The 22,600-nt window shown below is 65.4% G+C and carries 22 protein-coding genes; 4 read left to right on the plus strand and 18 right to left on the minus strand.

Translation table 11 applies throughout. The features are described from left to right. Nucleotides 1–68: 68 nt before the first annotated feature. The 13 genes from ftsA to OEW28_RS11000 all read right to left on the minus strand — a co-directional run bounded on the left by ftsA (nt 69) and on the right by OEW28_RS11000 (nt 11,425). A complete protein-coding gene (gene ftsA / locus OEW28_RS10940) occupies nt 69–1,400 on the minus strand; it encodes a cell division protein FtsA (RefSeq protein WP_263734792.1) in 1,332 nt (443 codons plus the stop codon). Continuing rightward, nucleotides 1,397–2,305: a cell division protein FtsQ/DivIB gene (locus OEW28_RS10945; protein WP_263734793.1), complete on the minus strand. Its 909-nt coding sequence runs from the start codon at nt 2,303–2,305 to the stop codon at nt 1,397–1,399. The genes ftsA and OEW28_RS10945 overlap by 4 nt, the downstream gene beginning before the upstream one ends. Further along, a complete protein-coding gene (locus tag OEW28_RS10950) occupies nt 2,293–3,216 on the minus strand; it encodes a D-alanine--D-alanine ligase (RefSeq protein ID WP_263734794.1) in 924 nt (307 codons plus the stop codon). Before OEW28_RS10950 ends, OEW28_RS10945 begins: the two co-directional genes overlap by 13 nt. 61 nt (nt 3,217–3,277) lie before the next feature. Then, nucleotides 3,278–4,207, minus strand: a complete 930-nt coding sequence (gene murB / locus OEW28_RS10955; RefSeq protein ID WP_263734795.1) for a UDP-N-acetylmuramate dehydrogenase — start codon at nt 4,205–4,207, stop codon at nt 3,278–3,280. A 96-nt stretch (nt 4,208–4,303) separates the two neighbouring features. After that, entirely contained in the window at nt 4,304–4,513 is a 210-nt protein-coding gene (locus tag OEW28_RS10960; RefSeq protein ID WP_263734796.1) for a hypothetical protein, read from the minus strand. Nucleotides 4,514–4,577: 64 nt separating this feature from the next. Beyond that, nucleotides 4,578–4,790 (minus strand): hypothetical protein, encoded by a 213-nt coding sequence (locus OEW28_RS10965; protein ID WP_263734797.1) that lies wholly within the window; start codon nt 4,788–4,790, stop codon nt 4,578–4,580. 132 nt (nt 4,791–4,922) lie between these two features. Continuing rightward, a complete protein-coding gene (locus tag OEW28_RS10970) occupies nt 4,923–5,171 on the minus strand; it encodes a DUF2484 family protein (RefSeq protein WP_318527533.1) in 249 nt (82 codons plus the stop codon). Beyond that, entirely contained in the window at nt 5,171–5,413 is a 243-nt protein-coding gene (locus OEW28_RS10975; protein ID WP_263734798.1) for a DUF2484 family protein, read from the minus strand. Before OEW28_RS10975 ends, OEW28_RS10970 begins: the two co-directional genes overlap by 1 nt. Before the next feature lie 60 nt (nt 5,414–5,473). Then, nucleotides 5,474–6,880 carry a UDP-N-acetylmuramate--L-alanine ligase gene (gene murC / locus OEW28_RS10980; protein ID WP_263734799.1) on the minus strand — a complete coding sequence of 469 codons (1,407 nt, stop codon included), beginning with the start codon at nt 6,878–6,880 and terminating at the stop codon, nt 5,474–5,476. Then, entirely contained in the window at nt 6,877–7,971 is a 1,095-nt protein-coding gene (locus OEW28_RS10985) for a UDP-N-acetylglucosamine--N-acetylmuramyl-(pentapeptide) pyrophosphoryl-undecaprenol N-acetylglucosamine transferase (protein WP_263734800.1), read from the minus strand. Before OEW28_RS10985 ends, murC begins: the two co-directional genes overlap by 4 nt. Next, nucleotides 7,971–9,137, minus strand: a complete 1,167-nt coding sequence (locus OEW28_RS10990; protein WP_263734801.1) for a peptidoglycan glycosyltransferase FtsW — start codon at nt 9,135–9,137, stop codon at nt 7,971–7,973. The genes OEW28_RS10985 and OEW28_RS10990 overlap by 1 nt, the downstream gene beginning before the upstream one ends. Before the next feature lie 190 nt (nt 9,138–9,327). Further along, the gene (rpoH, locus tag OEW28_RS10995; RefSeq protein WP_263734802.1) at nt 9,328–10,221 is read right to left on the minus strand and encodes an RNA polymerase sigma factor RpoH; all 894 of its coding nucleotides are present in this window, start codon (nt 10,219–10,221) and stop codon (nt 9,328–9,330) included. 163 nt (nt 10,222–10,384) lie between these two features. Next, on the minus strand, nt 10,385–11,425 hold the full coding sequence (locus OEW28_RS11000; protein WP_263734803.1) for an RluA family pseudouridine synthase: 1,041 nt from the start codon (nt 11,423–11,425) through the stop codon (nt 10,385–10,387). On the opposite strand from OEW28_RS11000, the gene OEW28_RS11005 reads away from it, so the two are divergent. Next, nucleotides 11,424–11,744 (plus strand): DUF6476 family protein, encoded by a 321-nt coding sequence (locus OEW28_RS11005; RefSeq protein WP_263734804.1) that lies wholly within the window; start codon nt 11,424–11,426, stop codon nt 11,742–11,744. The genes OEW28_RS11000 and OEW28_RS11005 overlap by 2 nt on opposite strands. On the opposite strand, the gene OEW28_RS11010 is transcribed toward OEW28_RS11005, so the two are convergent. From OEW28_RS11010 to OEW28_RS11020, 3 genes are all read right to left on the minus strand, one after another. Next, a complete protein-coding gene (locus tag OEW28_RS11010; RefSeq protein WP_263734805.1) occupies nt 11,741–14,794 on the minus strand; it encodes an aminotransferase class III-fold pyridoxal phosphate-dependent enzyme in 3,054 nt (1,017 codons plus the stop codon). The two genes, OEW28_RS11005 and OEW28_RS11010, sit on opposite strands and share 4 nt — an antisense overlap. Before the next feature lie 461 nt (nt 14,795–15,255). Continuing rightward, the gene (gene yghX / locus OEW28_RS11015) at nt 15,256–16,143 is read right to left on the minus strand and encodes a YghX family hydrolase (protein WP_263734806.1); all 888 of its coding nucleotides are present in this window, start codon (nt 16,141–16,143) and stop codon (nt 15,256–15,258) included. A gap of 57 nt (nt 16,144–16,200) precedes the next feature. Beyond that, complete coding sequence (locus OEW28_RS11020; protein WP_263734807.1) at nt 16,201–17,091, minus strand: CPBP family intramembrane glutamic endopeptidase; 891 nt, start codon at nt 17,089–17,091, stop codon at nt 16,201–16,203. Between the two features lie 179 nt (nt 17,092–17,270). Between OEW28_RS11020 and OEW28_RS11025 the strand changes: the two genes are divergently transcribed. The 3 genes from OEW28_RS11025 (at nt 17,271) to ribD (ending at nt 19,364) form a co-directional block, all read left to right on the plus strand. Further along, complete coding sequence (locus tag OEW28_RS11025) at nt 17,271–17,681, plus strand: secondary thiamine-phosphate synthase enzyme YjbQ (protein WP_263734808.1); 411 nt, start codon at nt 17,271–17,273, stop codon at nt 17,679–17,681. 121 nt (nt 17,682–17,802) lie between these two features. Continuing rightward, complete coding sequence (gene nrdR / locus OEW28_RS11030; protein ID WP_263734809.1) at nt 17,803–18,270, plus strand: transcriptional regulator NrdR; 468 nt, start codon at nt 17,803–17,805, stop codon at nt 18,268–18,270. Next, a complete protein-coding gene (gene ribD, locus OEW28_RS11035; protein WP_263734810.1) occupies nt 18,267–19,364 on the plus strand; it encodes a bifunctional diaminohydroxyphosphoribosylaminopyrimidine deaminase/5-amino-6-(5-phosphoribosylamino)uracil reductase RibD in 1,098 nt (365 codons plus the stop codon). The genes nrdR and ribD overlap by 4 nt, the downstream gene beginning before the upstream one ends. A gap of 19 nt (nt 19,365–19,383) precedes the next feature. Here ribD and OEW28_RS11040 read toward each other — a convergent pair whose 3' ends face one another. Beyond that, entirely contained in the window at nt 19,384–21,429 is a 2,046-nt protein-coding gene (locus OEW28_RS11040; protein WP_263734811.1) for a capsular polysaccharide biosynthesis protein, read from the minus strand. Beyond that, nucleotides 21,429–22,562: a polysaccharide biosynthesis/export family protein gene (locus tag OEW28_RS11045; protein WP_263734812.1), complete on the minus strand. Its 1,134-nt coding sequence runs from the start codon at nt 22,560–22,562 to the stop codon at nt 21,429–21,431. Before OEW28_RS11045 ends, OEW28_RS11040 begins: the two co-directional genes overlap by 1 nt. Between the last annotated feature and the right edge of the window lie 38 nt (nt 22,563–22,600).

The following is a 22,600-nucleotide window of genomic DNA, read 5'->3' on the forward strand; positions in this document are numbered from 1 at the left end:
AACCACAAAATATAGAGACATTCTTACAGCTTTCGGCGGCATTTCGCCAAGCTGTCAGCATGTAGCGTTTACCAGTTGTCCTTGAACCACCTGACGGCCCGCCGAAGCGATCGGGCCGGGTAGCGCTCGGCTGGAATCTCGAAGTCCCACCACTCGTCCTGAGGGTGCGCCGCGAACAGGCACAGCCCCACCGAGGAAGAAAACGCAGCCCCGGTCGCCGCCTGCGGCAAGCCCTGGACGCGCAGCGGTCGGCCAAGGCGAACGTTGTGGCCCAGGATCCTTGCGGCAAGACCGTCCAGGCCGGGGATCTGGCTTGCCCCGCCCGTCAGGACGATCTGCTGGCTGGGCAGGTGGTCGAAGCCCGCGACGTCAAGGATCGCGCGCACCTCTTCCAGGATCTCTTCGATCCTTGGCCGCATGATACCGATCAGCTCGGTCCGGCTGATCTTGCGGCGGTCCTTTTCCCAGTCGCCGCTGTCGCCGCCGATCTCGATCATCTCCCGGTCATCCATCCCTGTGGCATGGACGCCACCGTGGATCGTCTTGATCCGTTCGGCCACGGGCACCGGCACCTGCAGCCCCTTTGCGATATCGGACGTGACATGATCGCCGCCAAGACGCGCGCTTTCGGCGAAGATCATGTGTTTCTTGATGAAGATCGACACGCCCGTCGCGCCACCGCCCATGTCGATGCAGGCGGCGCCAAGTTCCTGTTCGTCCTCGACGAGGCTCGCAAGACCGGAAACATAGGCAGAGGATGCGAGCCCTGCCATTTCAAGATCACAGCGCTTGATGCAATAAAGCAGGTTCTGAACCGCGGGGGTATCGACTGTCAGAAGATGCATGTCCACCGCCAGGCGGTTGCCGACATGCCCGCGCGGATCACCGAAGCCGGTCCGGTGATCGACCGCGAAGTTGACGGGGTGGGCGTGCAGAACCTCGCGCCCTTGCCCGTAGTCGGGCACATCGCAAGCTGCCAGGACGCGGGCCACGTCGTTCTCACTGACCTGTCCTTCGGCCAGCTGCACCTCTCCGGCCAGACCATAGCTGCGCGGATGCGCACCTGAAAAACAGGCGATAACATGGTCGACCCGCACCTGCGCCATCTTCTGTGCCGCCTGGACGGCCGTCCGGATCGCGCGTTCGGTTTCCTGCATCGTGTGAATTTCGCCGAAGCGCACGCCGCGCGACCGCGTCGTCGCGGCACCGATCACCCTAAACTGGGACTGACCCGCCAGGGACCCAAGCCCGTCCTCACGCTCGGGTTCGGGCCCGTCGAATTTCAGCACCAGGCAGGCGATCTTCGACGTGCCGACATCAAGGATCGCGATCACGCCGCGCTGCATCGCGGCCTGACGCATGTTCCGCATGGCTCTTTGCGACTGGTACAGATCGGTCATTGCCCGTTCACCTTTGTCTTATCCACGGTCTGCCCCCTGAGGCTGGCGATCGCGGCTTCGCTCAGCCGGATCGTCGGACGGTAGTCGTTGCGCATGTCGATGACGGCGACATCGCGCGAAAGCAGGTCTTCGGCGCGGTCCAGTTCGATCACGTGGTTCAGCGCCGCGATCGGATCCGTTTCGGGCAACATGATCCGCTGGTCACGATCAAGAACCAGATCCCAGCGACGCTCGCCGACCAGGATTAGCCCGCGCAGCCGCGGCGCAAGCGGCCGCGCGTGCGCGATCAGCACAAGCGCGTCCTGGACGTGATCCTCTGCGCCCTCGCCCGCGATTACGGCAAGGTCCGGGCGCGCGTCGCGGGCGGTCAGGGTCGCGACCCGGTGCCCCTGCGCGTCCAGCATCTCAAGCCGCCCGGCGGCGGTGCGCCACAGGATGGCCGCCTGCCGCTCCGTCACGTCAACCTGAAGCACGCCGCCCGGCCTGATGCGCAGATCGACCGAGGCAACGGCATCGATCTGGGCGATCGTGGCGCGAAAGGTTTCCAGGTCGATGCGGAACGACGATGCCGGAAGCTCGACCGGCAGCATTGCGCGAATGCCGGCGGCGACCGCCTCTGACGCGCCATCGATCCGCATCAGCGTCACCATGAACTCCGGTCGCTCCTGTAGGTCGCGCTTCAGATGCTCGAAGCCCGAAGCCAGGTGCGCCCGGCGGCCGTCGTCCTTCAGATAAAGCCCCGTGGCCAGCGCCAGGACAAGCGCCGGCAGACCGACGCGCGTGGCGCTGCGCACCAGCGGCGTCAGCCAAAGCCGGTTGAGCCTGTAGGCCAGACGCGACGGCGCCGGGTCTGCGCGCCCATTATCCTGCCACCGCTCTCTCTCGTGCGGCTTCAGCGCCCACATGACGCGTCCTCCACGATCCAGCGGCAAAGCTCGGCAAAGCTCATCCCCTCGGCCGCCGCCTGTTCCGGCGCGAGCGAGGTCGGGGTCATGCCGGGCTGGGTGTTGGTTTCCAGGATGAACAGTCCCTTGATACCGCGCGCATCGTCCCAGCGGAAATCGGACCGCGACAGACCGCGGCACCCCAGCGCCCGATGCGCCCGCAGCGCATAGTCGCGGCAGGCCTCGGCGATCTCGGTCGGGATATCGGCCGGGCAGACGTGCCGCGACCCGCCCGGAGCATATTTCGCGTGGTAGTCATACCAGCCCGCGGTCACGATCTCGGTCACGCAGAAGGCCCGATCGCCAAGGATGGTGCAGGTCAACTCGCGGCCCGGAACGTAGGCTTCGACCATGACCTCGTCCGGCATCTCGGGCCCAAGCCGCGGCGGCGTGTTGGCACTTTCGGAAACGATATAGACGCCGACCGACGACCCTTCGGCGTTGGGCTTGACGACATAGGGCGTGTTCAGCACATGCCGGGCCATGACCTGGGACTTGGGCGCGATAACGCTTTCGACGACGGGCAGTCCGGCGGATGCGAAGGCCGCCTTGGCGCGGGTCTTGTCCATCGCAAGCGCCGAGGCAAGAACTCCGGAATGGGTATAGGCAAGGCCCAGCCATTCCAGCAGGCCCTGAACGCAGCCATCCTCGCCCCAGCGGCCATGGAGGGCATTGAAACAGACGTCGGGGCTGAGATCGGACAGGCGTGCGGCAAGGTCGGGGCCGGCATCGACCTCGACCACCTCGTATCCTGCCTCCCGCAGCGCGGCCGCGCATTCGCGCCCACTGACAAGCGAGACCTCGCGCTCGGCAGAGCGCCCGCCCATCAACACCGCAACCTTGGGGGCTGTCCTGCTCGACCTGCCCGCCAAATCCGCCTCTGTCCGGGGCTTGTCGCCCCTGTTTTCGGACCATTTTCGGCCCTGAATTCGTTTACTTGTCAGCCGCCGTTACACCGACGCGCATGATTTCCCACTCTAGCGTCAAACCGCTTTGTTGGAAAACCCTTTTTCGGACTTCTTCGCCCAATCCTTCAAGATCCGCCGCGGTCGCGCCGCCCGTGTTGATGAGGAAGTTCGAATGCTTTTCGCTCATCTGCGCACCACCCAGCCGCGCGCCGCGCAAACCGGCATCGTCGATCACCTTCCATGCCTTGAGTTCGTGGGTGTCGTCGGCCAGCCCGGTCGAGGAAAAGCCCGCTGGATTGCGGAACGTGGACCCTGCCGAACGCTCCTTGGTCGGTTGGCTCGCATCCCGCCTTGCGATCTGATCGGCCATCCTGGCGTCAAGTGCTGCGGGATCGGCAAGATCGCCCTGCAAGGTCGCCGACGTGATGACCCACCCCTCGGGCAGGTCGGTCTGCCGGTAGCGGAAGCACAGGTCCCCGGCGCCCAGCGTCACGCGGCGCCCGTCGCGGCGTATCGCGGTGGCGGAAACGAAATGGTCGGCGACGTAAGACCCGTAGCAGCCCGCGTTCATTCGCACCGCCCCCCCGACAGCGCCGGGGATCGTCCTCAGAAATGTCAGGTCCACGCCCGCTTCTGCCGCGCGCCGCGCGACATGCGCATCCAGCGCCGCAGCGCCCGCGGTGACGCGATTGCCCTCGACACTGATCGTGTTGAACCCGCGCCCCAAGCGCACGACCACGGCGCGAAGACCGCCATCGCGCACGATCAGGTTGGACCCGACACCCATCGGAAAGACTGGAATCGACGGATCGAGCGCGGCCAGGAACGTGGACAGATCCTCTTCGTCCGCGGGCTGGAACAGCCAGTCCGCGGGGCCGCCTACGCGCAGCCAGGTCAGATCTGCCAAGGGCCGGTTGGGTGTAAGCTGGCCGCGAACTGGGGGAAGGGCGGTCATGGTCTGCCGTCGGAAAAGTGAAGGGGGCCGATAGCCGGCCCCTTTCTCAAATCAGATCATGCCGCGCCGCACAAGGCCGGTTTGAGGTCCGACGGACTACCTGCCCGTCGCGCCGCCGCTGCCCGAAGACGCAGCCGCCGCAATCAGCAGCAGAAGCAGAAGCGGAACCACGATACCGGCGCTGGACGAACTGGCCTGTTCGATCACCGGTTCCTGTTCCATGATTGGCTCGGCCATGCCCCCGGCAAGCGCCGGACCTGACATGATCGCCAGAGCGGTGGCGCAGGCAATGATCTTGGACTTCATAAAACTCTCCATGGCTAAAAACCCCGGCGCCCTTGCCGAGGTGAGAAATTTCAAATCGGATGGATCAACCCGGGGAAGGCGTGCTGCCGCCACCCGAGGACGCAGCCGCTGCGATCAGCAGCAGAAGCAGCAATGGAACGACGATGCCGGCGTTGGAAGAGCTGGCCTGCTCGATCACCGGTTCCTGTTCCATGATGGGTTCGGCCATACCGCCCGCAAGCGCCGTACCGCTGGCCGCAACCGTCACAGCCAAGGCCCCGAATATGTTCCTGAACATCGTGCATCCCCTTCCGAAACGTCTGTGGTTTTCCAGAAGGCTGCGTTCGCCCCAAGCGCGAGTCAATTGCAATCTTGGACTCTGTCCGATTTTTCCCGGTTCGCAGCGGTCAAGTCGCCGGAATCGCGGCTTTCAGCGCCCGCTTGCAAGCCTGCGAAGCCATCGGAACAGGTATATGACCGGCCAGCGCAGAATCGACATCGCACCCGCCAGCACGGCCATTCCGGCCCAGGGTCCGCTTTGCCAGAAGACCGCAACGAGGATCGGAATGCCAAGCGCGATCAACACGTAGGCCGCGCGCCAGTGGTGGTCGCGCGTGGGCGTGAACGCGACCGTCGTCGCAACGACGAACCACGCGGCGGCGGCCCCGATCGCCAGCATCAGCCGCGCACCCGCGTCAAAGCCCTTCGCGCAAGAAAGAAGAGCGGCCGCCTGAACATCGAGACGAACCCCACCGTGGCGGCAATGCCTGCCCATACGCCATAGTCGAGCGTTGCCAGGACGATCAGCACCGGCGCTGCAAGCAGCAGGAACACCCCTGGCACGACTTGCCGCCGCATGGGCAGGAAGGCGGTCAGGGTGGCCATGATCACCCAAGCGCAGATGAGGATCTGCAACGTCACGCCGCCACCCTTGCGGCCGCCGCGCAGACACCATCATCCGTCGCGGCCATCGCGATCGCCTCAGCCCTTGAGACGGTCGGGCAGCGCATTTGCCCAGGTGCTTATGGTGCCCGCGCCAAGGCAGACCACCATGTCGCCGGGACGGCCCTGCTCGCGCACCAGTCGCTCCAGGTCGCTTTCGTCGATGATCGCGCGGGCATGGCGGTGGCCGTGGGCGATGAGCCCGGCCACCAGGTCATCGCGCGAGGCGCCGGGGATCGGGTCCTCGCCCGCGGCATAGACCTCGGCGATGGCGACAACGTCTGCCTCGTTGAAGCAGGTGCAGAAATCCTCGAACAGGTTCGAAAGGCGCGAATAGCGGTGGGGCTGGTGAACGGCGATCACCCGGCCCTTGGTGGCCTGGCGCGCGGCCTTCAGCACCGCCGCGATCTCGACCGGATGGTGGCCGTAGTCGTCGATTATGGTGACGCCGTGCACCTCGCCCACCCTGGTGAAGCGGCGGTTCACGCCACCAAAGGCGGCCAGTGCGGCGCGGATCTCATCCTTCTTCATGCCAAGGTGACGTGCGACCGCGATCGCCGCCAAAGCGTTCGACACGTTGTGGTCGCCCGGCATCGGCAGGGTGCAGCCTTCGATCACCGCCCCCTCGCCCTCGCCCTGAAGCGCCACGTCGAAATGGGCGACGCCATCTTCGTACGTCAGGTTCACCGCCCGCACGTCGGCCTGGGCATTGAAGCCGAAGGTGACAAATCGGCGATCCGTGATGCGGCCGACAAGCGCCTGGACCTCGGGGTGGTCGGTGCAGCAGACGGCCAGCCCGTAGAAGGGAATGTTCGACACGAAATCGTAAAATCCCTTGCGCAGGTTCTCGATCGTGCCCCAGTGCTCCATGTGTTCGGGGTCGATGTTGGTGACGATGGCGATGGTCGCTGGCAGGCGGTTGAAGCTGCCGTCGCTTTCATCGGCCTCAACCACCATCCATTCGCCTGCGCCCGCGCGCGCGTTGGACCCATAGGCGTGGATGATCCCGCCATTGATCACGGTCGGGTCAAGCCCCCCCTTGTCCAGCAAAGTCGCAACCATGGTCGTGGTCGTGGTCTTGCCGTGCGTCCCGGCTATCGCCACGTTCGATTTCAGGCGCATGAGTTCGGCCAGCATCTCGGCCCGGCGCACGACCGGCAGCCCGCGACGGCGCGCTTCCTCAAGCTCGGGATTGCCGCGCTTGATGGCGGATGAGATGACGACAACAGCCGCGTCGCTGACGTTTTCCTCCTTCTGACCCTCGAAGAAGGTCGCTCCCAGCTTCACCAGCCGGTCCGTGATCTTGGAGGACTTGGCGTCCGAACCCTGGACGCGGTAGCCCAGGGTCATCAGGACCTCGGCGATACCGGACATGCCGATGCCGCCGATGCCGACGAAGTGGATGGGGCCAAGCTCTCCGGGAAGTTTCGTCGCCGCTGCGTTCATGTCTTTTCTTTCGCTGCCAGAGCTTCGACCATGGCGGCAAGCCGCCCGGTCGCGTCCGGGATGCCATAGGCAAGGGCCGCGTGGGCCATCTTCACCGCAGCACCGGGGTTTTCGAGGATGGCGGCGACATGACTGCAAAGCGTCGCGGCGTCAAGCTTCGATTCCGGGATCAGGACAGCCGCATCGGCCGCGGCCAGCCCATGGGCGTTCGCGGTCTGGTGGTCGCCCGAAGCCGCGGCGAAGGGGATGAGGATGGAGGGGCGCCCGATGACCGAGATATCGGCAACCGACGATGCGCCCGACCGCGAAATGACCAGTTGCGCCTCTGACAGGCGTCTGGGAACATCCGCGAAGAAAGGCTGGACTTCGGCCGATATCCCGGCCTTGCCATAGGCTTCGGTGACGCGGTCCGCGTCTTCGGGACGGGCCTGGTGGGCAACGCGCAAATGTCTGCGCAAGGCTTCGGGAAGCCCCCCAAGGGCAGCAGGCACCACGTCGGACAGGATGCGCGCGCCCTGGCTGCCGCCGATGACAAGCACGCTCATCGGATAGTCACCCGGCGGGATATAGGGTGCGCCAGCGCGCTCTAGCACCGCAGCCCGCACGGGGTTTCCGGTGTGGGTTGCCTGCGCGCCCTCGGGCAGGTCCGTGGGCCAGGTGCCGCAGGCGATCCTGTCGACGCGCCGGGAAAAGACCCGGTTCACGCGGCCCAGGACGCCATTCTGTTCATGGATCATGCGCGGCAGGCGCAGGATCGTGGCTGCCGCCAGCGCGGGAATGGTCGGATAACCTCCAAACCCCACCACCGCCGAGGGCCGGTCCCCGTGCAGACGCATGATCGCCGACATGACCCCGCCTGCGATCCTGAAGGGCGCCACGAGTTTCGCCAGCACCCCGCCCCGGGCGAAGGTGGCCGAGGCGACGGTCTCGATCTCGACCGCCTTTGGGAACCCGCCGATGTAGCGCGCGCCGCGTTCGTCCGTGGACAGCCTGACGCGCCAACCCTGCGCCAGCATCGCCTCGGCAAGCGCCTGCGCGGGAAACATGTGCCCGCCGGTCCCCCCGGCGGCGATCAGCAGAAGCCGCGCCATCAGCGCCCCCGCCTGCCGATGAAGTCGCTGATCCGCCCTTGCGGACGCGTGCGCGTGAACGCCAGCAGCATTCCAACCGCAATGCCGCTGGCGATCACCGAGGACCCGCCGTAGCTCACGAAGGGAAGCGTCATGCCCTTGGCCGGCAAAAGCCGGACAGCCACGCCCATGTTGATCAGTGCCTGCACTCCGAAGGCGCAGGCCAGGCCCGTGCCCGCCAGCCGGATGAACGGGTCGCGTTCGCGCATCAGGCGGAACAGCGAGCGCACCGTGACGAAGGCATAGAGCGCGATGATGATCAGCACCATGATCAGGCCGTATTCCTCTGCCGCCACGGCGATGATGAAATCGGTATGCGCGTCCGGCAGAGACCACTTCACGGTCCCCTCGCCCACGCCGACGCCGAAGATCCCGCCCTCCTGGATCGCGTTCGTGGCATAGCCGATCTGGGTGCGCGGGTCGATTTCAGACGACAGAAAGCCATCGATCCGGCGCGCGAAGTGTTCGGACGCGTTGTAGGCGGTCAACCCGCCCGCAACGACCATGCCCGCGAGGACGGTCAACAGCAGGAAGGGCGCGCCGCCCACGAAATACATGACCCCCCAGGCAAAAAGCACGAGGCAGGCTTGTCCGAAATCTGGCTGAAACGCCAGGAAAAGCACGATGACCAGCGTCAGCACGAAGGAATAGAGCCTGCCCGGCGGGCCGTTGATTTCCTGCGCGGCAGCCATCAGCCAGGCCGTCAGGACAATGTAGCCGGGTTTGAGGAACTCGGACGGCTGGAACGAGGCGAAGCCCAGCGAATACCAGCGCACCGCGCCCTTGCCGAAATCGGTGCCGAGGATCGGTAGCAGCGTCAGCGCGACGAAGGCGCCAAGAAACCCCAGGACGCCCAGGCGTCGGACCATGTCGGGCGACATCATCGAGGTTATGGTCATCGCCACGATCGCGGCCGCGCCGAAGACCGCCTGGCGCGACACGTAGTAGAACGGATCAAGCCCGTTCTTTTCGGCCAGCGGAACCGAAGCCGCGAGCCCCAGAAGAAGGCCAAGGCCGAAAAGCGCTATGACGGCGCCAAGCGCCCAGCGATCGATCGTGCGCCACCAACGTGGAAGGATGGGCTCACCCGCGCGCGCGGGAACGGAGCCGAAGACCATTTCAGTCATGGGATACCGCCGTCACTGCCTCTGAACGCCCGTTTGCCGGGTCTGTCTTGAACAGTAGCGAAGCGCGGCGTGAAAGACCAGAAAAACTAATCCCCAAGCGCGGGGAACGGCGGGCATTCGCCTTACCTGATCGCAAAACGAAAAACGGCCGCACAGGTGTGCGGCCGCTTCGGTTTGCGATCGGAAAGTCCTAGCTTGCGGACAGCATTCCCCGTTCCTTGGCCAGCTGCTGCATGCGCGCCTGGATCTTTTCGAACGCGCGCACCTCGATCTGGCGGATGCGCTCACGGCTGACGTCGTAACGTGACGAAAGCTCCTCGAGCGTCATCGGATCGTCCCGGAGCCGACGCTCGATCAGGATGTCGCGCTCCCGGTCGTTGAGCGTGTCCATCGCGCGCTCCAGAAGTGCGCGGCGGGCCTCAAGCTCTTCGGCCTCGGCGTAGGCTCCGGCTTGGTCGGCGTCCTCGTCCTCAAGCCAATCCTGCCATTGGCTGCCACCGTCCTCGGCCCCGATCTGCGCGTTGAGCGAGGCGTCCGACCCCGACAGGCGCCGGTTCATGTCGATGACTTCGTCCTCGGTCACGTTCAGGTCCTTGGCGATCTGCGCGACATTTTCGGGACGAAGGTCGCCCTCTTCCAGCGCGCCGATCTTGGACTTGGCCTTGCGAAGATTGAAAAACAGCTTCTTCTGGGCCGAAGTCGTGCCCAGCTTCACAAGGCTCCAGGACCGCAGGATGTACTCCTGGATCGAGGCCCTGATCCACCACATGGCATAAGTTGCAAGCCGGAAGCCCTTTTCGGGGTCGAACCGCTTGACCGCCTGCATCAGGCCCACATTCGCCTCCGAGATGACCTCGGCCTGGGGCAGGCCGTAGCCCCGGTAGCCCATGGCGATCTTCGCCGCGAGACGAAGGTGCGACGTGACCATCTTGTGCGCGGCCTCGGTGTCCTCGTGGTCGGCCCAGCGTTTCGCAAGCATGTATTCCTCTTCCGGTTCCAGAAGGGGGAACTTGCGGATCTCCTGAAGATAGCGGTTCAGCCCCTGTTCAGGGCTTGGCGCGGGAAGGTTTGCATAACTCGTCATTCTGACCCCGTTTCTTCCTACGGACCCGCGAAATTAAGGCTGGTCCGGGATTTGTTCAAGGCGAAGCCACCCGCAGTGGCGGTGACTAACACCATTATTTTAACTGCAGATGAACATTCAGCCGTCGCGTTACGAGGTTTGTGTCACTCAGATCACGCGGTTGTCAGGCGCGCAGCCTCAACGCGGACAGCAGCGCGGCCATGTCGTCGGGAAGGGGGCTTTCGAATTCCAGCCACTCGCCGGTGACCGGATGGGAAAACCCCAGGGTCGCCGCATGTAGCGCTTGGCGCGGAAAGGCCGCCGCGGCTTGAGAGGCAGCGTCGCCCACCGCCTTGGCCGAAAGCTTCCGCCGCCCCCCGTAGGTCTGGTCGCCGACAAGCCCGTGCCCCGCATGCGCCATGTGTACGCGGATCTGGTGCGTGCGACCGGTTTCCAGCCAACATTCGACCAGGGCCGCAGCGGGCGGTTCGCCAAGGATTTCAAGCACCCTCACACGCGTGACCGCATGCCGCCCTCCCTGAAACAGCACCGCCTGACGCTGGCGGTCGGTCTTGTGCCGGGCCAGCTGGGTCGTGATCTTGAGGATGCCGCCCGGCTCAAAATTCGTTCCCTTAACGCCATGCAGCCTGGGGTCGTTGGCGTCGGGCACCCCGTAGGCGATGGCAAGGTAGCGCCGGTTGACGGTGTGCTTCTCGAACTGCCGGGCGAGGCCGTGGTGCGCTCGATCGGATTTCGCGACGACCAGCAGACCCGTCGTGTCCTTGTCGATGCGGTGCACGATGCCCGGCCGGCGTTCGCCGCCGATCCCTGACAACGTGTTTGCGCAGTGATGCAACAGGGCGTTCACCAGCGTGCCATCGTGCGAACCCGGTGCGGGATGAACGACCATGCCCGCGGGTTTTTCAATGACGATCAGGTCGTCGTCTTCCCACACGACATCCAGCGGAATGTCCTGCGCCCGCGTTTCGACGGTTTCGGCCGGGCCAAGGACAATCTCATAGACTTCGCCCTCTGCCACGCGGGCCTTGGGATTGTCGACCAAGGCGCCATCACGCCGCACCGCGCCTTCTGCCAACAGCTTCGCAAGACGCGAACGCGAAAGCGCCGCTTCCTCTGGCACATCGCGGGCCAGCGCCTTATCAAGGCGGTCGGGCGGGTTTTCCCCGATCGTCACGCTCAGGATGCGGTCCGAAAGGTCAGACATGAACGATGCTCCAGAGGCCGGGCCGGGTGTCAGCCCCGCCGATCTCAGATTTCTCAAGCGGTTGGTCACGGTGCTTGCCGGGACGATGATCCTTGGCCTCATAACGATCATCACGCTGCTTGTCATCCGCCTGCAGGCGCTCGACCGTCCGGCCCCGGTCCTGCCCGAGGCGGTGAATCTGCCCGATGACGCAACGCCCGAGGCGATCACATTCGGACGCGGCTGGTACGCGGTCGTGACTGACGACGACCGCATCCTGATCTTCGACGCGCAAAGCCACGCCTTGCTGTCGGAAACGCGGGTCGACCTGCCCCGCTAGGCGCCCGGCGCGATCGCGGCCAACCCGGCAAAGGCGGCTTCGAGCGCGTCGCACAGGATGTCGGCCTCCGCCCTTCCGAAAACCATGGGCGGCTTGAACTTCAAGACGTTGTCAAACGGTCCGTCGGTCGAGGCAAGGACACCCTGCCGTCGGATGTGGTTGACGATCCAGCCCGCCTCGTCCGTGGCCGGCTCAAGCGTCTGCCTGTCCCGAACCAGCTCGACCCCCGAAAAAAGCCCCCAGCCCCGGACATCGCCGATCAGAGGCCAGCGCTTTGCCAGATCGTGAAAGCGGTCCAGCATATACCTGCCGGTTTCCAGTGCGCGCTCCTGCAAGCCCTCGCCCTCGATCACATCCAGTACGGCCATGCCGACGGCCATCGACACCGGGTTCCCGCCGAAGGAGTTGAAGTATTCCATTCCGTTGGCGAACTTCGCCGCAAGGTCAGGCGTGGTGACGACGGCGCCCAGCGGATGGCCGTTGCCGATGGGCTTGCCCATCACCACGACGTCGGGGACCACGCCCTGCAACTCGAACCCCCAGAAGGCCGCGCCGACGCGACCGAAGCCGCACTGCACCTCGTCCGCGATGCAGACCCCGCCGGCGGCACGGACATGTTCGTAGGCGGCCCTGAGGTAGCCGTCGGGATAGCCCACCTGCCCGCCGACGCCGGATATGCTTTCGGCGATGAAGGCCGCAGCGGCGCTGCCAGTCTTGCTGCGAACCCGTTCGAGGCAGCGTGCGACGTCATTGGCATAGGCGCGTCCCGCCGCCTCGGACCTACCCTTGTGCGGGCCGCGGTAGGGATCGGGGAAGGATGCGATCTCGACGAAGTCAGGCTGAGGATAGCCGCCCCTGCGCTTGAACTTGTAGGGGCTGACGTCGACCATCCCCCCCGAATTGCCATGATAGGCCCAGTCCAGCACCACGGTCGATTTCTTGCCGATCGCAGTGCGCGCTATGCGCAGGGCCAGTTCGTTCGCCTCGGTTCCCGAGTTCACGAAATAGGCGACCTTCAGATCTCCGGGCAGCTTCGCCGTCAGCCGTTCGGAGAAATCGAGCATCAGTTCGCTCAGATAGCGCGTGTTGGTGTTCAGGATCCCCGCCTGCCGCGCGATCGCGGCGACGACATGGGGGTGGCAGTGGCCCACGTGGGTGATGTTGTTCACCGCGTCCAGGAATCGCCGTCCAGTGTGATCGACAAGCCAGGGACCCTGCCCCCTGACGATCTTCAGCTTTTCGGCGTAAGAGATCGACAACGAGGGGCCGATCGCCTTTGCCCGACGCTCCAGAAGCTCGGCAGGGGGGTGCGGATCGGCGCGGAAACTTTCGGGTGCCAGCCTCAGGATCAGGTTGGGGTCGATGCAGATGTCGGACCACAGATCCCAAAGGCTGTCATGGCCGACGCCGAAGAAATTCCCTTGATCCTGCGCCAGCATGTCGGACATGACCTGGAAATGCAGGTGCGGCGACCAGCCGCCGTTTTCGTGCCAGTCGCCGAAATGGCCGACCAGCTGGCCGGCTTCCACCCGTTGCCCCGGCTGGACAATCGTGGGCAAGGTGCTGGCAAGATGACCGTAGAGCGTCCAGAAGCGAACGCCCTGGCTTGTTTCGTGTTCAAGGATCAGCGTGTGCCCATAGTCCAGCGGATCGGCGTTGTAGGTGACATTGGTGACCTTGCCGGCCAGCGGTGCGTTGACCGGCGTGCCCTTCGCGGCGAAGATGTCGATCCCGGTGTGCCGCGTTCGCCGTTCCGGGCTGGCCGCGTCGGCGAAGTGGCTTGCGGTGTAGACCGACCGATTTTCTCCGTAAGGGCCAAAACCGTAAAAGGCGACGTTGGCGGGCAGTCCCGCCGGACGCTGCGCCGAAAACCAGGCGTCGAAGGCACGATCGAAAAAGGCGGGCATGTCGGGATGCGTGCCGTCCGTCAGCAGCGCCACCCGTGCCGCGCGTTGCGGATCGGGTGAAACCACCGGCGCAACTCCTGCCTGCGCCAGGAAATCGCGAACCGAAACCGCCCCACGCGTCGCGTCAAAGCCCGCGGCCTTGCGGCAAAGCGCCACCATGAACTCGGGATCGATGCCGTCGAGCCGCTCCAGAAGGGCAAAGGCGGGCCGTTGGCTGATCGTCAGGTAGGCGTTGTTCGCATTCTCCTTCGCGCGGCGCGAGGATATGCACACGCTCATCACCAGGCGCATCCGCATGAGGTCGTAGAGCACCTCTGCCTCGTCTTCGGTGATCGGAAAGGCCGCGACATATCCCGAAATGAGCGACCGCATCGCCGCGTAAAGATCAGGCGCATCCAGCAACGCATAGGCCATCGTGATCGCCAGTTCGTTGATCGTGCGCCCGTGCGCCATGTCGCCGAAGTCGATCAGACCCGCGACCGCATTGGCGTTCGCGGCCTCGACGATGACGTTGTTGTCGTTCGCGTCCTGATGCAGGACCGACACGCGCAAACCAGCCAGCCGCGGCGCGACGCGGCGGCGGTACCGATCAAACAAAGCCTCGACCAGCGCGCGCCGATCAGGGCTGTCGATATCGCTCGCCCATGAGGCGATCCCAGCCGCGTTGTCGAGAGACCACAGGAACTCATCGCGGAACGCGGCGGGATGGCCGAAACCCTGCATCGCGCGGCTCAGCCGCCCCATGAAGCGGCCCAGGCTTTCGAGCTGCGCAAGCGTTCTTGGCGCGGACGAAAGAAGCGGCCCGTCGACCCAGGTCACGATCCTTGCACTTCCGGGCCCGTGGCCGGTTTCGACCTCTGCCCCGTCCTCTCCAGCAAGGGTCGGAACAAGGCGCGGAATGCCTGCAAGCCCCTGATCCTCAAGATGCTTCAGAACCGCCGCCTGAAGCGCGATCTGACCGGCGTCTTCGCCCGCGTTCGACACCTTCAGCACGTACCGCCCCCCCGGTGCATCAAGACGCGCGTTCTGATCACGCTCTGAAATCAGGGAGTGGATCGTGCCCTGCAGCCCCCAATGGCGGCGCGCCAGTTCGGCAAGCGTGACGGGATCTAGCGCGGGCGGAGGCGTTTCGAATGGGGACATGGGGCTCTCTGATATCAGGGTCGGCTGTTGACGCCGCCGTCCAAGCGTCGGGATGAACGCGGGCGTCACGAAGATTCGCGGATGCTAGTCGGGTTCGCCCGCGACCGCACGCAGGATGTGTCCGCGCGGCCGCGCCACCAACGGCACATGGACAGGTGCGCGAGTTTGGCGGCGGGTTCACTCAATCCGCCGGTGCGCGCCTTTGTCTGCCAACGAACAAGGCGCGGCCCTGACGGCACCGCCACGCCGACGAAGGAAGGACACGATCGCGCGCGGGATTCGATGTTCGCGCCCGGCTGTTCGATGCTCGCGCCCGGCTGTTCGATGGCAATCCAGAACCCCGCCCTCGTCTTCGTTGCAGCGCGCCTGACCGCCCAAATCAGTCGGCTTCTCGTCCTTAAGGGAAGTCAGCGCCCCGGACGTGCCGCGATGCCACGAAGGGCAAGGAACCGCTCCTTGCCCTAAACCAGCTTCCCGCGGAAGAATTCCACCGTGCGATCCCAGGCGAGTTTCGCCGCCTCTTCGTCGTAGCGCGGGGTGGTGTCATTGTGGAAACCGTGGTTCGCGCCCTCGTAGAAATGGACCTGATAGTCGGTTCCCGCCGCTTCCAGCGCGGCTTCGTAGTCCGGCCATCCCGCGTTCACGCGCTCGTCCAGGCCGGCGTAATGGATCAGGAGCGATGCCTTGATCCTGGGCACGTCCGCCGCGTCGGGCTGGCGGCCGTAGAACGGCACCGCCGCCTTAAGTTCCGGATAGGCGACCGCGGCGGCATTGGCCACGCCACCGCCGTAGCAGAACCCGACGATCCCGACGTTCCCCGTTGAGCCATCGTGCGTCATCAGGACTTCGACCGCCGCGAAGAAATCGTTCATCAGCTTGGTCCGGTCGACCTGCTTTTGCAGCTCGCGCCCCGCGTCGTCATTGCCCGGGTAGCCGCCGACCGAACTCAGCCCGTCCGGCGCCAGAGCCATGAACCCCACCTTGGCAAGGCGCCGCGCCACGTCCTCGATATAGGGGTTCAAGCCCCGGTTCTCGTGCACCACGACGACAGAGGGCGCAGGCCCGTCGACGCCGGCAGGGCGCACCAGATAGCCGCGCACCTCGCCGTGGCCGTTGGGCGAGGGATAGGTGATGTAGTCTCCCACTATCTCCGGATCATCCGGGCTGACCTGTTCGGCCAGCGCGTAATTGGGGCTCATCATGCCAAGGATCGCCGAGGCGGTCAGGCCGCCGACCGCATACTTGCCGGCGCGCTCCAGGAACTCGCGCTTGGTGATCATGCCATGGGCATAGAAATCATAAAGTTCAAGCAATTCCGGCGCAAAATCACGCGCTGTCAATCGGGTCATTGCGTTCTCCCAGGCGTTGAAAGCCTGGATGCTAGCATGGAAAGGCGGTGCCGGGCCTCACGGTGGCGTGAGCGTTCCATTCACGGCTCTGGCGCGGCGGCGCCAGAAGACAAGGTTGTAAGCCAAGAGCAGGATCAGCACGGTCACCCCCGTTTCGCCGGCGACGTACTCCAGCATCCACTCGGGCTCCGCGACCGTTGCGGTATCAAGCCGGTCCCACAGACTGTTCACGGTCCTATGCGCTAGCGCCACGGGCCATATGCTGGCCGATGCGAGGCGCAGATGGCCGTAGAACGTCCCTGCAAGCGTCATGACGCCCAGGAACAGCGGCACGACAATCCAGGGCGCCCCGGCCGAATGGTAAAACGGGGTGAGGAGCATCAGCGGAAGGTGCCAGATGCCGTGCAGGGCTCCGGTCAGCAACATGGCCCTGCCCGGCCCCAGATGCATCAGCCGCGGAAAAAGGTAGCCGCGCCAGCCGATCTCCTCTCCCAATGCGCCCAGGCAGGCACCCACAAGAATTGTGACGCACAGTCGAAAAAGGTCGCGCGGCAGGTCGGACCACTGGGGCAGTACAGGACCTGAATCCGGCATCAGCCAGACGATGATGTAGCCGGGCAGAAGCAGGGCGACGGGGAACGCGACGGCCATAGGCCACATCGCCAGACCCAACCGATGCAGACCGGCGTCGGCCCACGCAGCCGGCGACCAGCCGTCCCTCACCAGCACAAGCCGCAAGATCAGAACAGCGGCAAGCGGCGTGAACATGGTCAAAAGCGCGACCGCCTCCCCAAACCGCGGTGCGGCCAGTGCAATCCCGAGGGCAAGCGTGAAGGCGAGGATATAAAAGACCGCGGCCTGGCCGAGCGGACCGGAGAAAACCCCCCGGCCGGGCAACGGCGCTTCCGGGCTTCGCAGCTTTGACATTCCGGGATCGGGGACGCTCATGGCTGCACTCCGGACGGTGCGACCATGGGAATCTAAGCCGCGTTCGCCCCAAGCCAAAGCAAATTCGGCGCCTCGGCGCATTCCCGTGTCGCCCGGACGGCCGCCATGGAGTATTTCTGGACTTGCCGGCGCAAGCGGATGCGCCGTCGGTCACGGGGCAAGAAGATCAGGGGGTTCGGATGCAGCGACTTTTCACCATCGAAACCGACGGACCCGGTCTTTACGAGTTCACCGACCATGTGCGGACATTCGCGCGCGGCAAAGGCGACGGCCTGCTGACGCTTTTCGTCCGTCATACCTCATGTTCGCTCGCCATACAGGAAAACGCCGACCCGGAGGTTCGGCGCGACCTGACCGAGTTCTTCCATCGGCTGGTGCCGCCCTCGGACCATCCGGAGATGTCCTACCTCACGCATACCTACGAAGGTCCTGACGACATGCCGGCGCACATCAAAGCGGCGCTGCTGCCGGTCAGCCTCTCCATCCCGGTCGCATCGGGCCACCCTCTTCTGGGGACCTGGCAAGGCATTTACCTTTTCGAACACCGCCACGATCCCCACCGCAGAGAGGTCGCAGCGCATCTGGGCTGAGTCCCGGAAGCCACATATCCGCGCTTCAAGATCTGGTGGCCCAGACAACCCACTACCCAACGAATCGCTTGCCCCCTATAGTGCCTGTGGAAAACCCCACTCTGACCCCGAGGGAGAGGCGATGCGCTGCCCGTTTTGCGGAAATGTCGACACGCAGGTTAAGGATAGCCGTCCGGCGGAAGATCACGTCGCAATCCGCAGGCGCAGGTTCTGCCCGGCCTGTGGCGGCCGCTTCACCACTTACGAACGGGTGCAACTGCGCGACCTCGTGGTAATCAAGTCCTCCGGCAAGCGTGAGGATTTCGACCGCGGCAAGCTGGAGCGCTCCATCCGCATCGCCATGCAGAAGCGCCCGATCGAACCGGAACGCATCGACCAGATGATCTCCGGCATCGTACGGCGGCTTGAATCGCTGGGCGACACGGATATCCCGTCGAAGTCGATCGGTGAAATCGTGATGGAGACTCTGGCCCGGATCGACACCGTCGCCTATGTTCGCTTCGCAAGCGTTTACAAGAACTTCCAGGCAGCGGACGACTTCGACAAGTTCGTTTCCGAACTTCGCCCGGCCACCCCGGCGGACGAGTGAGTACGCAAGACGACCGCCGCTTCATGGCGCTTTCCATCGCGCTTGGTGCGCGGGGCCTGGGCCGTGTGTGGCCCAATCCCGCCGTCGGATGCGTGATCGTGAAGGACGGCCGGGTGGTGGGGCGCGGCTGGACACAGGACGGTGGCCGCCCCCATGCCGAGACCGTGGCGCTGGCCCAGGCCGGCGCACAGGCGCGTGGCGCCACCGCCTATGTCAGCCTTGAGCCCTGCGCCCATCACGGCCGGACCCCGCCCTGCGCCGTGTCACTGGTCAACGCCGGCGTGGCGCGCGTCGTGAGCGCGATCACCGATCCCGACCCGCGCGTCGCGGGACGCGGCCACGAAATCCTGCGCGGCGCCGGCGTCTCTGTCACCACTGGCGTCATGGCCGAGGCCGCCGCCGCCGCGCAGAGCGGCTTTCTGACGCGCATCCAGCATGGCCGACCGATGGTCACGCTGAAGCTCGCCACCAGCTTCGACGGCCGGATCGCCACCGCGACGGGCGAAAGCAAGTGGATCACAGGCCCCGAGGCCCGCCGGATGGTGCACGCGATGCGCGCGACGCATGACGCCGTCATGGTCGGCGGCGGCACGGCGCGCGCGGACGATCCGGCGCTGACGGTGCGCGATCTGGGGATCGCGCGGCAGCCCGTCCGCGTCGTGTGCGCCCGCGATCTGGACCTGCCGACCTGGGGCACCCTGGCACGCAGCGCGGAACATGCGTCGCTCTGGCTGGTGCACGGCCCATCGGCGCCACATTCGGCGCGGTCTGCATGGACAGATATTGGCGCACGCCTGATCGAGGTGCCGGACGACCAGACTGCGCTTTCGCCGGAAGCCATTCTGGCTGCTCTGGGGGCCGAAGGTCTGACCCGCGTCTTCTGCGAAGGCGGCGGACAGTTCGCGGCGGCGCTTTTGCGCGCGGGCCTTGTGGATGAGATCAGGCACTTCACGGCCGGACTGGCGCTTGGATCGGACGGCCGTCCCGCGCTTGGCGCGCTTGCGCTTCCCGCCCTGGCCGAAGCACCCAGGTTCATGCTGCGCGATCTGCGCAGCATCGGTCCTGACACGCTCGCACATTGGGTGCGCGCCTGAACGGGCCCAGTCGCGGGGTCTAACGCCAGAGCCAGCTCTGGCTGGCAAAAAGCCCCTGCAGCTTGGACAGCGCGCGGTTCGCGGGGCCTGGAGCCGGAGTATCGTGCTTCACCAGACGGTCGACGATTACCTCGACCGGGCAAGGAACCCTGGTCACCGGATCGACGTAGCGCGGATAGGAGATCAGCGCGGCATGTGCCAGCGCCAGCAGGCTTGCCCTGCCCCGCCGCGCAGGTTGCGGAAACAGGTCGCGCGTCAAGCCCCAGCCAGCGTAGAACGGCATTCCCAGCGTCACCACGGCCTTGCCGCGCAACAGCGCCTCGAACCCAAGACCCGAGGTCATGGTCCAGATTTCGTCAGCGGCTTCGATCAGCTGTATGGGATCGCCATTGGCGATGACAGCGTCGGCGTATTTCAGCGCGTCGCTCTCGGTCACGGCCCCGGCCCTCAACCCCGCTTCGACGTCCGGGTGCGGTTTGTAAAGGATCACGGCATCGGGGTTTTCCGCCCGCACCCGCGCCAGCAGGGCAAGGTTCGTCCTTTCCTGCCCCGCGCCAAGCCGGATCGAGGCGTCATCCTCGACCTGGCCGGGCACGACAATGCGGCGTCCTTCCGGCAGTTCGGGCAGTTCACGGGCTTCCAGATTGTACTTGGACAAGCCCGAAAGCGTCAGGCGGCGCAGCAGCCGCTCTGCCCGCGCCTCGCCCCCCGGCGGCGGCCCGGCCTGGATCAGCCGCTCAAGGTTGCTGGGTCTTGAAGGATCGTAGTAGATCCCGGCCCGGTCTGCGAGAAGCGACAACGGCGGAACAAGCTCTGCCCCCAGCCCGCGGGATCGCAGGAACCCATCCTCGACCCGGCGGATCGGAATGTCGCCCGCGGCCTCGGTCAGCGCCTGGCTGTCCTTGCCCGCCCAGACCAGGATATCGCGCCCCTCGCGACGGGCCCGCGCCGCGGCCCGGCCCGGTTCGTCGACGAAGGCGACGCGCCTTTCCCGACCGAATGCGCGTTGCAGATGCGACCGCTTCCAAAGCCGCATGCCCACGGCGACATGGCCGCGCCGGTCGTCGCGATAGGCGCGCACTTCTGCCTCAAGCTGATCCACGGCCTCTTCGAACGTGGTCAGCCTGTCCCGGGCACGGTCGTACCACGTGGGCGCAAGGATCATGGCAGCCGCGAACAGTTGCGCCCGCGTCAGGCGCTTCTGGCGCCGCGCGACGGGATTTTCGTCCTGTGTCAGTCCCCAGCCGGCATAGAAGGGCTGCCCGAATACACGCGGCTTATGACCCGCCAGGATCGCCTCGAACCCCATCTGGGAAGAGACGGTGTAGACCGCGATCGCGCCATCCAGAAGCGTCCATGGCGAAATCGGATCGCGTAGAACGCTGATGCGCCCGTGACCGTGACGCTCGGTGTAATGCCCAAGCCGATGTCCCGCGACCGACTCGGGGTGCGCCTTGATCACGATGCGCGCGCCGGGGTGTTCTTCCTGTGCGATGACCAGCATTTCCCGGAACGTCGCCTCGGATGCGCCGCCGTGGCGGATCGAGGCGTCGTTGCGGGTCTGGTCCAGGACCAGCACATAGCCGGGAGGCGGGGCCTCAAGATCGGGGTCGAAGCCGTTGTACTTGGACAGGTGCAGGTGTTTCAGCCGCGCGATCCCGTCGCGGGCGCGCGTCAGAACGGCAGCGTCGTCCAACGGTTCGCGGCGGATGATATCCTCGATCAGCGAGGGCGCGGAGCCGTCGAAATGGATGCCCACCGGGTCGATCAGAAGGCCCAGCGGCGGCTCGCCCGACCGGCCCGGCCGGATCGAACGCAGGAACGCATCCTCGATCCGCAAGAGGCCCGCCCCGGTGCGCGCGGCCACGGCCTCGCCCCGGGGCGCGGTCGGGCTCTTGCCCCAGACCGCGATCAGGTCATCCTTGCCGGGAATGCCCAGTCTCTGGTCGTATCCGCTAAGCGCCAGGATGCGGCGGACGCGGTGGTTGGTCAGAAAGCCGCCGTTGAAGACATAAAGCCTCCGGCCCTTTTCCCCGGCAGCCCCTTCTGAACCCGGATGGGCCATCAGCCCCCGGCCGCATTTGTGATCGCGTTGGCAGAGCTTGCGGTCCCGGTCAGCACCGACAGCGTCTTCTGCCACTGGACGTAGGGCGCTTCGGTCACGTAAATCGTGTCGCCGTCGCGGATGATGAAATCGCGCGCGTTGAAAATGCCGTCCGGCTGGGTCAGGTCAAGCACATAGGCGACGCGCTGCGTTTCCCTCAAGCCCGCCTGCCCCAGAACCGCCGAAGCGATTTCGGGCGTTTCGTCGCGCATGATGAAGACGCCCTTCGGATCTGCCAGGTTGGTGTTGAGCCCGCCAACCTTGGCGATCGCCTCGATCGCGGTCATGTTCGGCGAATCGAAATCGACGCGGGTCTGTCCCCCGGTCGCACCAAGCGCGGTGAACGTCCGCGTGTCCTTTTCGACCAGGATCACGTCGCCACCACGCAGCGCGATGTCCATCCTGGGATTCCTGTAAAGGTCCTTCAGCCAGACGCTGCCCGTGCGCCCGCGGCGGGTTACCGTGATCTGCGCCGTTTCGGGATCGACGGCGATGCCGCCCGCGCGCGCGAGCATCGACGACAGCGTGCGTGTCGGCCTTTCGATCGGGAAGACGCCCTGCGCGCCGGTATTGCCCAGGACCGAAACGGTCGCACCGTCACCCGCCGCGCGGGAGACCAGCACCTGCGGATCGGGCGTCTGTTCCTTGAGCTTGTCGGTGATCGCCTGTCGCAGCGTTTCGGGCGTGTTGCCCGATGCGCGGATCCGCCCTGCGTAGGGCACAAAGATGAAACCCGCGTCGTCGACCTGAAGTTCCTGCAGTTCGGTCGCGTTCACGCCCTTGCTGGCCAGAAGGCCGTCATCGACGTTTTCCCAGATGACAAGCGACAGCGTGTCGCCCGGGTGAATCACGTCCGACCCGACGACATCCGCCGTCACGAAGTCCGCGGAGAAGCCAAGTTCGGGCGACTTCGAGGCCGCGCGCGCCACCCGCGCGTCAACTGGCACGATGTAGGTCGTCCCCAGTTTTTCGACCGATCCGGCAAGAATTTCACTCTTGCTGGGACCCGAACGCGGCAGGCCGCAACCGGCAAGCGAGACCGAAAGAAGCAGGACGGCAACCGATCTCGTCCCAAGGCCATATGCGCGTTTCAATGAGTCCCCCGTCTGCCCGGTATTGTTCAACAAATTTG

Source organism: Albidovulum marisflavi, assembly GCF_025751435.1.
Taxonomy (GTDB): Bacteria; Pseudomonadota; Alphaproteobacteria; order Rhodobacterales; family Rhodobacteraceae; genus Albidovulum; species Albidovulum marisflavi.